A 13,960-nucleotide genomic window follows, 5' to 3' on the forward strand; every position below is an offset into this window, starting at 1 on the left:
AATACGTCCTCCTTTTTATTTTCTACCCCAACGTTAGCAAACAATGTAACCGCTCGCAATCTTTTTTTCCTCGTTAACGGTAACAAAAAAATACACCTAACTTTTTAAATAAAAGGTAGGCGTATTTCGTATACTATAATTTTCTTCTAGAAAGCTTCCACGCACCGTAGACAAATGCAGCTCCTGCCAAAACATAAGCGCCTTCCTTGTCGTCACCCGTTTGAGGTAATGTAAGGTTTGTTTCCTCCTGCGCATCGCTATCACTTAGGGGGCTTTCATTATTTGGGCTTGTATTTTCACTGGAATAGGTCGCTTGCTTTTTCGAATTCTCTTCGGTTACCTCTTCTGGCTTAGAACCTTCTTTATCCGCCTGAGCCGAATCTACAACATGAACTTCACTCGTTGCCGTTGTCACATTCTTATCATTATCTGATACTTTATATTGGACGACATAATCTCCTGCTTTTGAGGTATCGACAGCTTCGCTAATCTCAATTTTGTCCGTCAAATCACCATCTTCTTTATCATAAGCTGTCACATTCTCTTTCAAGTTGATTTCGCTTCCAGAAGCTACTGTTTCATCCTCTACACCTGAAATAACAGGGGCTTCGTTTTGAATAACCGTCACTAGAGGAGATGTCTCAACCGAACCATCGCCATTTACATCTAGCGGGGTAACACTTCCATCATCACTAAACGCTGCATAATTAACATAAAAGCTAAAATTTGCCGGGAGTTTCGATGGTAGCATCATCGAAAAATGACCACTTTCATCAACGGTTGCTCTCGCTTCCGATTGACTTGATTTTTGCCATGACTCCATTTCTGCATATTCACTTGAAAAGGTTTCTTTAGAGCTAGGTGCTGGTGTGAGTATCACCGTTTCACCTGGTTCACCAGTTCCAGTTATTTCAGTACTACTGCTATTCACCGGATTGACAGTTATAGGCGCCACGTCTGCTCGGGTTACACTTAAATTTGATACCGTACCTTCCAATGAGCTCCCTGTCCCTTCAGTAGTGATATTAATCGTTGTTTCTTCCGACATAGCTCTAAATTGAATTTTACCGTCTTTCGTTTCTTGTGGAATAATAGTTGGCGTCGTATTGGGTGCATAAATTCCACCATCGACAAATTGAATATTTATATTCTCGGCGTCAGCCTTTAATTCATATACTTTTCCTGGCTCTGTCTCAAAAGTTTGCTGCAAATGATGATTTTCATAAACCCCATCCTTTCGCAATGTTTCTGGAATCATTTTCATAGAGCCGTCTTGGTTAAAGTTAATACCAATAAAGCTTTGTTTTACCTTGTCTTCCCCTTCTTTTCGCCAACCTGTCCACCCTGTTGTATTCATAAATTCAGTGTTTTCTAGAAGATTAGTTTTTTCAGTTTCGCTCGTAGTCTGAATTATATTTTCTGCATGAGATGTCTCCGCGGAAACTTGATTCGCAATTGGAAGGGCTACTAAACTCGTTGTGCAAAAAAATACTAATCCAAGATAATATCTTTTTTTCATCCGGTTTATTTGCCTCCTATATTTAGTTGCCGAAGTTTAACTGCTAAATCCTCTATTTTAGATAACTTCATTATAAAGAATAAAATTGATAACGCGCTTTGACTTTACTTAAAATCACATGAGATATTCTAAAAGCTTATTAATAGTAGCCAGAGTAAATTCACATTTTTAAACAAAAAAATACTCTTAACCTCTAGCTCGAGAACTAAACGTTAAGAGCATTAAATAGCCTAGTAGAAAGATTGTTCTGCCCCGGTAGTTGAACCGCGGACGATTAATTGCGGTTCGAATAAGATATTATCTTGAGGAGCTCCGGCGTCATTTATTTTCCGAAGAAGCATGCGCGCCAGTTCCTCCCCCATCTCAATAACAGGCGATTGAACAGTCGTAATATGCGGCGAAGAAATACGATCTAAGAAAACACCGTCAAAACCAGTGACCGCAAAATTCTCACCAAATTTCCGTCCAAAACTCAGTCCTGCTCGAACGACTCCGATTGCAATTCGGTCAGAAGCGCAAACATACGCAATATCATTGGAGTTGTAGCGGAGCAAATCAATCCCTTTCTGCTCTGCCACACGTGAACTGTTTTTTAAAAAATAGGATTCTGGAGTGAGCCCATGCCGGCGCATCGTTTCTTCAAACCCCGCCAAACGTGAAACCATAAATTGTTCTTCTAATAAATCAATCCCTAAAAAAACGATACGTTTAAAGCCTAAATTGATAACATGTTCCGTTGCAAGTCGCGTTCCTTTTTTATTATCCACATCGATAAAATCATAACCACGCGTATTTTCCCCATACAAAATGACAGGCTTTTCAATATCTAACACGCCTAAATCAAAATCCTCGTTTCGAATACCTGTCACAATCAAGCCATCGTAAGAACCGATATTTTTGGATTTTCGTGTAACGAGCTGTAAGGAATAAAAATGCTTATCTAACTCCCTGCTAATCCCCGTCAGTAAATTCATGTAGTATGGCTCAACCGTATCAATTTCTTCTAAAATCAAAAATTTTATCACCTGCGTCCGGTTTTGTACAAGTGCTCTTGCAGCAAAGTTAGGTACGTAGTCAAGCTCTTTCATCGCTTTAAAAACAAGGGTTTTTAATTCATCAGAAACTTGATCAGGATGATTGATAACGCGCGAAACTGTCATTTTTGAGACATTCGCTTTTTTTGCGACATCTGCTAATGTGGCCATCAAAATCCCCTTCCAATTCAAATCTTGTACTTTAATTGTATCATTTTTTCCGATTAGGACAAGAAAATAAAAAATATCAGACTACTGATAAATAACTTTTAACAGCAATCTGACTTTAATTTATCTTATAATTTTTCTACAAACCGAAGTATTCAGGCAAAAGTAATCCGTTAGGCCTTGTTGTACTGTGTCCCCATTTTCTTCTTGGGTGACTCTTTCGCGCGATATGTACGCACGTTTTCTGCGACAAGTTTACACAACTGATGCGTTGTACCTATAATAACGCCTGCTATACATGAGATGAGTGCCACAATAAAAAAGTTTAGTAGCGGGGAAGCCACGCTATTCATAGCCGCAATACCAAGAATAAAAATGATACAAGCTGGTAATACAAAATATCTAATATCCTGTTCCGACATTCAACGCACCCCTACTTTCATAACTTTGTGAAAATCTCTCACTTACAACTTTAGTATACTCCGATAAATGGCATTTTTCAAGGGTTTTTCAAAACGTCACAAATTTGTCAAGTTTGCGCTTTTTTTTCGACAAATGGGACAATAACACGCTTTTCAACTTCCTTACAAGCTAACTTTGTTTACGACATCAAAATGATACAATTGTTATCTTTTTGTAAAACCAAATTGTTACTAAATGCCCAATTTTGTATTTCATTGTATATAAGGCTACAAAAAATCCTCTTTTTGTCTTAACAAAAAGAGGATTTTCGAACGAATTTCATTTTAAAAACGGGATTTCCTGCTTTTTACAAAGCCAAAAGAAGTTGTTATTCTATAGCTGTTCCACAAATTACTTTTTCTTTCCCCCGAAGAAAAACTATTCCTTCAAATGGTATGGATACGTAGCAACAACGACATCGCGTTTCATCATAAGCTTCGTTCGTATCATAAGGCTTGTCTGATTATGCAGAACATTCTCCCAGCCTTTTTTAGGAATAAACTGCGGAATGAGCACAGTTAATGAATAATTATCCTGATCCGCTTTTTGTTTTGCGGTATCAATAAACTTCATCAGCGGTTCGGAGATGGACCTATATGTTGAATATAAGTGGGCAATTCTAACTTCGGGATGAACCCGATTCCACCTTTCAACAAACTCCTTCCCTTGTACACGGTCCACAGATACATGAACCGCTATGACTGTGTCTCCAATTGATTTCGCATATTTTAATGCCCCTTCTACAACTCTTGTCGTATCTGAAACTGCAATAATAACGGCATTTCCTTTAAAGTCAGGCATATCAAGATCCATCGACTCATCGACTCTAAGTTGCGGACCAAGCTTCACATAATGCCTTCTCGTCCTGTGGAATACATAAATCATGATTGGCAAGAAAATGAAAACCGGCCAAACAGATTCAATTCGTGTTAGAAAGAGCACAATTAAAACAGTAAATGAAATGACTGCTCCGAGCAGATTCGCTGCAAGTTTTTTCTTCCAACCTTCAGACTTTTCTTTCCACCATTTTACAATCATGCCCGATTGCGATAATGTAAACGGAATAAACACCCCGACAGAATATAATGGCACAAGTAATTCAGTTTTTCCTTTAAATAAAATAATCAACACGATGGAGCCAACTGCAAGCGTGATAATCCCGTTCGAATAACCTAAACGATCGCCACGCGCTAAATACATTCTTGGCATGTATTTATCCTTAGCCAAATTAAAAGCAAGCAGCGGGAAAGCTGAAAAACCGGTGTTTGCTGCGAGTACTAAAATGAGCGCAGTAGTTGCTTGAATAAAGTAAAACATGAAATTACGTCCGAAAACATTTTCAGCAATTTGAGATAGCACTGTCACCTTAAGTTCGGGTACTGTTCCGTACATAAAGGCAAGCAAGGTAATTCCTAAAAAGAAAAAACCTAATAATGAAGCCATAATCGTCAAAGTCTTCGCTGCATTTTTAGCTTGCGGCTTTTTAAATAGAGGTACTGCATTTGAAATGGCTTCGATGCCTGTCAAAGAGGCAGAACCTGATGCAAAAGCTCGTAGTAACAAGAATACGGTAACACCTTGAACGTGTGTCCCGACGGATGCTGTTTCGTGAGTGGCATCAACACCCATTATTAGTTTAAATAGTCCCGTAAATATTAAAACGACAATAGAAAAAACAAATAAGTAAACGGGAATTGCTAATATGCTCGCGGATTCTGTAATCCCACGTAAATTAATGATTGTCACGATAATGACTAATACAATAGCAATTGGAACCGCAAAAGGAAATAAAGAAGGGATTGCCGATATGATTGCATCGGTACCAGAAGATACACTTACAGCGACCGTTAACATATAATCGACAAGGAGTGAACCTCCGGCCACTAAGCCAGCATTTTTCCCTAAATTTTCTCTTGAAACAACATACGCCCCGCCCCCGTGAGGGTAGGAATAAATGATTTGTTTGTAGGATAAATTTAACGCTAGTAATAAGATAAGTACACAAAGTGCGATTGGAAGTGAATACCACATTGCCGCTGCACTGACGGTAACAAGAACAAGCAAAATTTGTTCTGTCCCGTAAGCAATAGATGAAAGTGCATCTGATGATAAAACTGCGAGTGCTTTTAATTTCCCTAATTTTTGTTCCCCTGCTTCTGAACTTTTAAGCGGGCGCCCAATTAATAATCTTTTAAGAGGCGAAGCCATGATATTCCCTACCTTTTTTAGTTTAATTTAAAATAAGCAAAAAACAATATGACAAATTATAGCATAGCTAGCCATAGAAGTAACGAGTTTTTTTATTCTTCCTAATAAAGTGCCCATATTGCAATCAAATTTATAGATTAATACCCTCTTTTCAATAAGAAAACGTATTTTTATTTTCAGAAAAGTGAAACTTTATTTTAGGTATTTACAAATCTATAAAGTGTTTATATAATAGATTTTGGCTGTAAAATTACTTTTTATTTTTGGCCCGTTGGTCAAGCGGTTAAGACACCGCCCTTTCACGGCGGTAACACGGGTTCGAATCCCGTACGGGTCATCGTAATACTTATTTCTTAAAACTAGCTTTATTTAAGAAAATGTTATATTATGATGAAGTAACTTTTAATGGAAGTTGTGTTTACATCTGAAATTTTAAAAGAGACTGATATGTGTTGCCTCAACGTTCAGATGTGCTTACGCCGACTTAGCTCAATCTGGTAGAGCAACTGAATCGTAATCAGTAGGTTGCGGGTTCAATTCCTGCAGTCGGCATCTTAATATTTGGAGGAGTAGCGAAGTGGCTAAACGCGACGGACTGTAAATCCGTTCCTTAGGGTTCAGTGGTTCGAATCCACTCTCCTCCACCAGTAATGGGCTATAGCCAAGCGGTAAGGCAACGGATTTTGATTCCGTCATGCGCTGGTTCGAATCCAGCTAGCCCAGCCATTTTTGAGCCATTAGCTCAGTTGGTAGAGCATCTGACTTTTAATCAGAGGGTCGATGGTTCGAGCCCATCATGGCTCATCAAGGATGAAAGATTTTTCTTTCATCCTTTTTTCTTACTATAAAACAAAAAAGGGCGAGGTGAATATGATGGCTAACAAAGCTACTCAAAAATATTCGTTTTTAATGATTAGTATTATTTGCTACTTACTTTTTCTTTTTCTATGGATTGGTGTGATGTTTCAACTCTCTTTCATCTCAAAGCTGGATGATGCGCTTATCCCTCTTGTTCAAGGAAACATGACAGATGTAAAAACCCAATTCTTTACAATACTTACACAATTTGGTGGCACTGTAGCTATGATTATTTTCTCTCTTATTACGGTTATCATTGTGTGGCGCAAATTAGGCGTGAAAATTGCGGTCTGGACGGGTGCGACATTTTTTTTAGGTGAGCTTTTGCTGCCACAAATTTTTAAACATATCACTTTACGTCCGCGGCCAGATGAACCGCTAATTCCTATTTCCGGCTACAGTTTCCCGAGTGGTCATGCGACAGGCTCCACGACTTTCTACGGGTTTTTAGCCATCTTACTTATTCTTTTTTACCTAAAGAAAAAAAGCAGTAAGGTTATTGTGCCACTTCTATTTGGCTTTTTCGTGATACTGGTGATGATTTCTCGGGTGTACTTATCGGTGCATTATCCGAGTGATGTTCTCGCTGGGTGCTTACTTGGTTTGGGGACGATTTTCCTTGCGACTTTTATTTATGAACGGGGTTATTTCCGGATTAAAAAGTAGTCCACTAGCCTTATTGACTTCATTTGTTTAACAAGTTACATTAATAGCGTAGGAAAAAATTCGAGGTGACATAATGAAAAAAAGAAGATTGCTTGTTAGTATTGCGGCTTGCTCAGTTCTTCTCTTGTCTAGTTGCGGGGAAGCTCCGAAAGAGGCAAAAAGCGAAACGAGTCAAGCAGAGCGCCATTTAGCTTCTAATCCGTACACGAAAACGGAGTTCCTGATGGGGACCGTTGTAACGCTTACAATATATGATGATGGAAAAGAAGCTGTTTTAGATAAAGGATTTGACCGCGTTCGCGAACTCGCAAATAAAATTGATGTAAATGATGAACAAGAAAGAGCATCTGAAATTGATAAAATCAACGAACAAAGCGGTGTTGCACCCGTTAAAGTTGATGATGATATTTTCTACCTCATAAAAGAAGGCATTAAATATAGTGATCAAACAAATGGTACGAAAGATATTACAATCGGCCCGATTACTTCTCTTTGGCATATTGGTTTTCCAGACGCGAGAAAGCCGTCTCAAAGCGAAATCGATGCTAAATTACCGCTTATCAACTATAAAAATGTAGAACTAAATGAGGACGATAAAACGGTTTATTTAAAAGAAAAAGGTATGGAACTTGATTTAGGTGGTATCGCCAAAGGGTTTATCGCTGATGAAGTTGGAAAAGTGTTTAAAGAAAATGGCGTCACAACGGCCATCATTGATTTAGGCGGAAATATTTTACTTCAAGGAGAAAGTCCTAAAGGTGGCGATTGGAATGTTGGGATTCAAGACCCCTTCTCCCCACGCAATACGATTCTCGGCAAAGTGCCTGAACAAAATAAATCGATTGTTACTTCCGGGATTTACGAGCGCTATTTAGAAGTAGATGGCAAAAAATACCACCATTTATTTGATCCTAAAACGGGTTATCCGTTCGATAATGATATTGCGGGTGTTTCCATTATTAGTAAAAAATCAATTACTGGTGATGGCCTCTCCTCTGCAGCTTTCTCAAAAGGCATTAAAGAAGGACTTAAATTCATTGAATCGCACGATGGTGTAGAAGCCATTTTTGTAAGCAAAGATAAAAAAGTCTATATTACATCCGGCTTAAAAGGGGAATTCGAATTGACGAATGACGATTTTAAGATGGGAAATTAAAAAAATAGTTTGGAACAACGTTAAATTTTGTTCCAAACTATTTTTTATGAACCAAAAAGTAAATTTACGTTATGCACATAAAATTGATTGAGCGTTTGATGACATTTTTCAAATTCTCGCTTATCGAGTGAATCAATTAGCGTGTCCAAGTAGTCGATTATGCCGCGTGCTTGCACATTAAAAAACGCCTGCCTATCTTCCTTTTCTAAAGAGATTAAAAGAGCAATTAAATAATCCGTATTTTTTTCTAGACTGGGCATTTCTGTATGCTCAATCATGCAGCCGTAAAAATTACGGATTCCACTTGTTAGAACATCAAAATTTTGTTCGCGAACAGCTAGTTTAATTTTCATAAGTTCCTGTTTTAAACAATCAAAACAAACGGGAACATCTTTTTCTTCTAATTTTTGAACAGCATAATTTAAATTATAAAAAGTCATTTTTAGCCTTGATATTAGGCGAAAATCTGCATAGTCAGTTGTAAGTATCTTGTAATCAAAGCTAAGCAAGCCAGTTTCCACTAAATTTTCAAGTGCATCCATCGCAAAAGGTCGGCAAACATTAAATCTGCGCATGACGTATTCCACTGAAATCTTTTCTTCTCGCTTGAACTTATGGTTCAAAATATCTTTTTTTAATTCTGCATAAATTTCGTCTGCAACGAAAGTTAATTTTATCCTCATATAACTACCTTCTTCTTTAAAAAAATAAAAATATTTTGAGATACTGTTATCATATCGAATTATTCGCTCATTTTTAAATCAATCTTTTCACTATAAAAGGAAAAAATTTACATTATCCGTAAATTTACGCAAGCAATTCTGCATTTTTTTGGTAGAATAGAATGTGTAGAAAAAAAAGGAGGAGAGCAAATGTCACTCGAATTACAGCATGTTACAAAACAATTTGGTCAGAAGATAGCTGTTGATGACTTATCTTTTAAAATCGAACCTGGCGAAATACTTGGTTTAATTGGCCAAAACGGGGCCGGCAAAACGACGACTTTCCGACTTGTTTTGCATTTTATAGAAGCAACAAGTGGGCAAATTACTTGGGACGGGCAACCAACTACTAAAATAAATCCTAATTTAATTGGCTACCTGCCTGAAGAGCGTGGACTTTATCCGAACGTTACAATTGAAGACCAGTTGCTTTTTTTTGCTGAACTAAAAGGAATGAGCAAAAAAAATGTTCTACCAGAAATTGATCGCTGGTTGGAACGAGCAGAAGTCGTCGGTAAGAAAAGTGATTTGGTGAAGACATTGTCTAAAGGAAATCAGCAAAAAATCCAGCTCATAAGCACTGTTTTACACAACCCCAAATTGCTTATTTTAGACGAACCCTTTAGTGGACTTGATCCTGTAAATGCTGAAATTCTTAAAAGCATTGTTTTTGAAATGAAGGCGCGCGGGACAGCCATTATTTTTTCAAGTCATCGCATGGAAAATGTCGAAGAACTCTGCGATTCATTAATCATGCTGAAAAAAGGAAAAACGGTCTTACACGGTGATACGGATTCGGTGAAGCTTAGTTTTGGAAGTAAAAGGATTCGCTTAAAATCTCCTTTTTCAAAAGAAGAATTACAGGTTTTGCCTGGTGTTAAGCAAGTCGAAGCGAAACGCGACGGTATTTTACAGCTTGAATTAGCCGATGAATCGTTTGCAAAAGCGGTTTTCGAACATGTGACAAAAGACGGCTTTATTCCAATGTTTAGTTTGGAGCCGCCAACGCTCGAAGAAATTTTCAAATGGAAAGCGGGTGAAGAAAATGAGTAAGTTTTCGGTCATCACGAAGCAAGTTTATAAGCGGCGCGTCAAAACGAAGTCTTTTCTCTTTTCACTGTTGTTTCCCATTTTAATCGCCGCTTTTATTGTCGGCTTGCCAAAAATTATGGATTATTTTAATAGTGATGATATGACTAAAATTGCGGTTTTAAGTGATAACGAAGCTTTTGTTTCGGCTTTTCAAAAAGATAAGGATTATTTTAAAGTACAAACCGATGTTAAGACGGAAGACGCAGCGAAGAAGGCTCTTTCAAATGGCAAACTAGACGGCTATCTCACGATTACGGATACAAACGGGCAAGTTTCAGCCGTATACACTACTGAAGAAACGGCCGGTCAAGAGGTGCTTGCACGTATTACGACCGACTTAACTGCTGCAAAGGTTGCTACAAAGGCAGAAAATTACAAGATTACGGAAGCCCAGCTACAAGACATTACTGCTCCTGTGCCCGTCAAAAATCATGTTGAATCAACTGACCAGCTGACGAATAAACAAAAAGAAGTGATGAGCGCCGCCATTTTAGTTTTAACCCTCGTCATCTTTATTTTTGTTGTCAGTTACGCGAATATTGTGGCGTCTGAAATTGCAACTGAAAAAGGGACGCGCATCATGGAAGTCATTTTGTCGAGCGTTTCTGCGACAACGCATTTGCTCGCTAAGCTCACTGCGATTATTTTAATGCTTCTCACGCAAATTGGCTTTTACATTGTGGTTTCGGTTTCCGTTATGCTCGTGATGAAAAACACGGATGTTGTGCAAAACATTTTAGATCAATTAGCGGCATTCCCAACCTACTATTTAATCCTAAACTTGCTCTTTATTTTGTTTGGTTTACTGCTTTATATTATTTTATCCGCGATGGTCGGGTCGATGGTACCAAACGTCGAGACGGTCGCACAGTTTATTTATCCGCTTACGATGCTCTCGATTCTCGGCTATTGGGGTTCGATTGCGGCGAGCAACGTGCCAGACAACATTCTCGTGATTATCGGCTCCTACATTCCGATGTTCTCACCGATGATGATGCTTGCGCGCATGGATTTACTTTCTGTTTCGAACACGGGCATTTTCATTTCACTCGGTATTTTAATACTCACAACAGCGCTCGCTTTCTTCCTTACGCTCAAGCTTTACAAAGGAAACGTGCTGCTTTACTCGAATGATGGGCTTATCAAAACCTTAAGAAAATCTTTTTCTTATGCTAAAAAATTAAATTAGAAGGTGACAAAATTTGGAAATTAGACATTCAAAAAAAGAAGATGCTGCGTCAATGATGGCGCTGGAACATTTAGTTTGGACACCCGGGACTACACCTAGCGAAATTCATTTTGACTCCCCCGCTGATTACTTAGCGAAAAACCCTGCTGGCGACAAATTTGTGGCAGTTAACGGGGACCAAGTTGTCGGCATTCTCGGCTACCACTCTCCGATTCCACTGCCATCAAACAAACATGTCGCAACACTCGACATCGCCGTGCACCCAGACTACCAAAAACAAGGCATCGCCAGCCAATTGATGACCTTCCTAAAAGAAAATGCCAAAAAAGAAGGTTACACCAAACTCCAATTGCGTGTCCTTTCCAAAAATGAAAAAGCGATTTCGTTCTATACGAAAAATGGCTTTCACGTGGAAGGACGCTTGGAGAAGGAATTTCTAATAAACGGGGAATATGTGGACGATATTATTATGGCGTATTTTTTGTAAAGAGAACTTCCACTAAAAATGGCGGATAGAGAAATAGATTGAAAAAAAGAGAAACAATTCCTGTGTTAGGATTTGTTTCTCTTTTTTAGTTATTGTAACAATTAAATCAATAACTCCCTGCTTGCAACATATTTATACGAATCCATCAACTATTACATAAAACGTCTTTAAATTTTTCGATTTTCATAATCCTCCCATAATCATCATCCACATAAATATCATTCAAAAAATTCTTTTGTGAAAAAATTTGCTTTAGTAATGAGACTGAAGAATAGGTTAGTATAATAAAATATGGGTGACTATAGGGAATATTTTTATTCTCCTCCTCTTCATACTCTTCCAATAGATTTTCAACATAATCATAAAAAATATGTTCTTCTCCAAAGTCTACAACGATTCTATTTCTATCTACATCCGCCATTTTATTTTTCTTATCATATTTAATTGCCTTTACTACCTCAAGATTAAAGTTCTCATCGCCAATTAAAATAATCCATTGCATGTTTTTAACTCCTCTTAAAAACTACTTTTTTTACCAGGTTTAGACGTCCACATACTTTACACTCCCATAATCATACAGCGTTCACAGATAAGCATGAGCTCGCATACAGGCAAAGTAAGGAAGTACTTTTAACTGTCTTAGATGACATTTTTGAGAATTATTTGGATGAGATTAATTCGGATGAATAGTATTAAAAGGGAGCTAAATTAACAGCTCCCTTTCTCGATTTGTCTTACCATTCCCCTAAACGAAAACTTTCACTATCAATTTCTTTTACAAAAATGGATATCCATTTTGCCGTATCATTCACAACCTCAGTTTCAATATATACTCCTTTTTTAGTTTCATATATTTCTTCAAAATCATCATACACGAAAGATGGTTCTATCTTTAAAAACTCCTCGCTCTTCATCCCTACCTTTATTTTACCAAAAAGAGTTCCTTTATATCCTCCAAGCGTTACAATTTTAAAAAGCTTTCCTGTCAATAGATCAAAAAATAATTCCAATGAATCGTCTATACTATAAACAATCCATGTATTGTGAAATACCTTTGTTTCCACATTTTTTCCAGTTATTATCTCTTTCACATCTTTGATAGTACTATATAGCTTTACTCCCCCCATACTTTCATATGGAATGATGGGTGCATTTACATCTATCATTCCACTTGTCTCCCTTCAAAAATAATTTGGAAAGCTTTTATAACCCACTATCTCTTTCCGAGAGGGGAAAGTGAAAGTTCTATTTTTTGATTTAATTAAGATTAATTTCTTATTATTACAATCTTGTTAATATAATACGTCTACCATTCACCTTTTTTAAATGCCTCCGTTCCTAGTTCTTTTACAAAAATAGATATCCATCTTACTGTATCATTCCGTGCCTCGGTTTCAATATATACTCCCTTTTCAGTTTCATACACTTCCTCAAAGTCGTCATATACAAAAGACGGCTCTATCTTTAAAAATTCTTCACTTTTCATACCTACTTTTATTTCGCCAAAAAGAGCCCCTTTGTATCCTGCCAGCGTCACAATTTTAAAAAGCTTTCCTGTCAATAGATCAAAAAACAGTTTTAACGAATCACCTATAGTATAGATAATCCGTACTTTGTTAAACACCTGTACTTCAACATTCTTTCCAGTAACAATCTCTTTCAACTCTTTAATAGTACTATATAGCTTTATTCCTCCTATACTTTCATATGGAACAATCGGCGCATTAATATCTATCATTTTTATCTTCCTCCTTCAAAAACAACTGTTACATTTTTTTCGCCATTCGAGATATACAAAGACTCTTCTCCATATACAATTTTTATCTTACCCACATCTGCACTTGTTGTACTAATTTTAGTATATGGTAAATCCCCATGTCTTCCTCCACCTGGTGAAACCTGTACCTGCGAAATATTTCTTCCTTCTTTCTCAGATGCATTCTTCACTTTGATAATCATAGCTCCTGTTTGTGACTTGGACGATTCCTCTACAACTACATCATATCCCGATTTTCTCATTGACTCTGCAATTTCATCTGCTGTTTTCCCTTTGAAAGCCCCTGTATTTTTTTTAATACTATCTACAGTTATATTTTTGTTGAAAACTTGGGAAGCTTTTGCAGCCCCACTACCACCCTTATACGCCTTACTCCCACGAGCTATCGCAGCGCCTAGGCCTACGCCTGATAACGCCGACATAATGCCGGATTCGGCTAGTTGGCCTTCCCAGTCCTCCACATACGCAGAAGCTTGTAAGATGCTCCCTGCCGCGCCTGAATACACTTTTCCGTCCATGTAATACGTCTTATCTTGCCAGGCTTTCATGATTTTCTCGTTTAACTCTTCTAACGTTAGTATAGTATATTTATCCTCATCTTGGTAGTCAGCGGTTCGTTTTA

The 13,960-nt window shown here is 37.7% G+C and carries 13 protein-coding genes, 5 tRNA genes and 1 pseudogene; 10 read left to right on the top strand and 9 right to left on the bottom strand.

The genetic code is table 11. From position 1 onward, the window contains the following. Nucleotides 1–133: 133 nt before the first annotated feature. The 4 genes from CFT42_RS15080 to CFT42_RS13485 form a co-directional block, all read right to left on the bottom strand. A complete protein-coding gene (locus CFT42_RS15080) occupies nucleotides 134–1,519 on the bottom strand; it encodes an immunoglobulin-like domain-containing protein (protein ID WP_088810954.1) in 1,386 nt (461 codons plus the stop codon). A 230-nt stretch (nucleotides 1,520–1,749) separates the two neighbouring features. Beyond that, nucleotides 1,750–2,724, bottom strand: a complete 975-nt coding sequence (locus tag CFT42_RS13475) for a LacI family DNA-binding transcriptional regulator (RefSeq protein WP_088810953.1) — start codon at nucleotides 2,722–2,724, stop codon at nucleotides 1,750–1,752. 170 nt (nucleotides 2,725–2,894) lie between these two features. Continuing rightward, the gene (locus CFT42_RS13480; RefSeq protein ID WP_088810952.1) at nucleotides 2,895–3,143 is read right to left on the bottom strand and encodes a hypothetical protein; all 249 of its coding nucleotides are present in this window, start codon (nucleotides 3,141–3,143) and stop codon (nucleotides 2,895–2,897) included. 418 nt (nucleotides 3,144–3,561) lie between these two features. Further along, a complete protein-coding gene (locus CFT42_RS13485) occupies nucleotides 3,562–5,391 on the bottom strand; it encodes an APC family permease (protein ID WP_088810951.1) in 1,830 nt (609 codons plus the stop codon). A 265-nt stretch (nucleotides 5,392–5,656) separates the two neighbouring features. Here CFT42_RS13485 and CFT42_RS13490 point away from each other — a divergent pair. From CFT42_RS13490 to CFT42_RS13520, 7 genes are all read left to right on the top strand, one after another. Further along, nucleotides 5,657–5,728: transfer RNA gene (locus CFT42_RS13490), tRNA-Glu, on the top strand. 141 nt (nucleotides 5,729–5,869) lie between these two features. Next, a tRNA-Thr gene (locus CFT42_RS13495) sits at nucleotides 5,870–5,943 on the top strand. An 11-nt stretch (nucleotides 5,944–5,954) separates the two neighbouring features. Continuing rightward, a tRNA-Tyr gene (locus CFT42_RS13500) sits at nucleotides 5,955–6,038 on the top strand. 4 nt (nucleotides 6,039–6,042) lie between these two features. Next, nucleotides 6,043–6,117 (top strand) — tRNA-Gln (locus CFT42_RS13505). Between the two features lie 5 nt (nucleotides 6,118–6,122). Further along, nucleotides 6,123–6,195, top strand: a tRNA-Lys gene (locus tag CFT42_RS13510). Between the two features lie 66 nt (nucleotides 6,196–6,261). Beyond that, nucleotides 6,262–6,915 (top strand): phosphatase PAP2 family protein, encoded by a 654-nt coding sequence (locus CFT42_RS13515; protein ID WP_159458177.1) that lies wholly within the window; start codon nucleotides 6,262–6,264, stop codon nucleotides 6,913–6,915. 73 nt (nucleotides 6,916–6,988) lie between these two features. Further along, entirely contained in the window at nucleotides 6,989–8,071 is a 1,083-nt protein-coding gene (locus CFT42_RS13520) for an FAD:protein FMN transferase (RefSeq protein ID WP_088816396.1), read from the top strand. Between the two features lie 44 nt (nucleotides 8,072–8,115). Here CFT42_RS13520 and CFT42_RS13525 read toward each other — a convergent pair whose 3' ends face one another. Beyond that, nucleotides 8,116–8,754 (bottom strand): GntR family transcriptional regulator, encoded by a 639-nt coding sequence (locus CFT42_RS13525; RefSeq protein ID WP_088816397.1) that lies wholly within the window; start codon nucleotides 8,752–8,754, stop codon nucleotides 8,116–8,118. A 189-nt stretch (nucleotides 8,755–8,943) separates the two neighbouring features. Here CFT42_RS13525 and CFT42_RS13530 point away from each other — a divergent pair, with 189 nt between their 5' ends. From CFT42_RS13530 to CFT42_RS13540, 3 genes are read left to right on the top strand one after another with little or no spacing between them, the layout of a single operon-like run. After that, on the top strand, nucleotides 8,944–9,846 hold the full coding sequence (locus CFT42_RS13530) for an ABC transporter ATP-binding protein (protein ID WP_088810947.1): 903 nt from the start codon (nucleotides 8,944–8,946) through the stop codon (nucleotides 9,844–9,846). Next, complete coding sequence (locus CFT42_RS13535; RefSeq protein WP_088810946.1) at nucleotides 9,839–11,074, top strand: ABC transporter permease; 1,236 nt, start codon at nucleotides 9,839–9,841, stop codon at nucleotides 11,072–11,074. The genes CFT42_RS13530 and CFT42_RS13535 overlap by 8 nt, the downstream gene beginning before the upstream one ends. 13 nt (nucleotides 11,075–11,087) lie before the next feature. Next, complete coding sequence (locus CFT42_RS13540) at nucleotides 11,088–11,561, top strand: GNAT family N-acetyltransferase (protein ID WP_088810945.1); 474 nt, start codon at nucleotides 11,088–11,090, stop codon at nucleotides 11,559–11,561. A gap of 145 nt (nucleotides 11,562–11,706) precedes the next feature. On the opposite strand, the gene CFT42_RS13545 is transcribed toward CFT42_RS13540, so the two are convergent. From CFT42_RS13545 to CFT42_RS13560, 4 genes and pseudogenes are all read right to left on the bottom strand, one after another. Then, nucleotides 11,707–12,063, bottom strand: a complete 357-nt coding sequence (locus tag CFT42_RS13545; protein WP_088816398.1) for a hypothetical protein — start codon at nucleotides 12,061–12,063, stop codon at nucleotides 11,707–11,709. Nucleotides 12,064–12,295: 232 nt separating this feature from the next. Further along, nucleotides 12,296–12,727 (bottom strand): hypothetical protein, encoded by a 432-nt coding sequence (locus CFT42_RS13550; protein ID WP_088810943.1) that lies wholly within the window; start codon nucleotides 12,725–12,727, stop codon nucleotides 12,296–12,298. A 140-nt stretch (nucleotides 12,728–12,867) separates the two neighbouring features. Next, the gene (locus CFT42_RS13555; RefSeq protein WP_088810942.1) at nucleotides 12,868–13,299 is read right to left on the bottom strand and encodes a hypothetical protein; all 432 of its coding nucleotides are present in this window, start codon (nucleotides 13,297–13,299) and stop codon (nucleotides 12,868–12,870) included. A gap of 2 nt (nucleotides 13,300–13,301) precedes the next feature. After that, nucleotides 13,302–13,960: pseudogene (locus tag CFT42_RS13560) on the bottom strand (hypothetical protein); the annotation flags it as partial.

The organism is Listeria goaensis (assembly GCF_900186125.1).
Lineage (GTDB): Bacteria > Bacillota > Bacilli > Lactobacillales > Listeriaceae > Listeria > Listeria goaensis.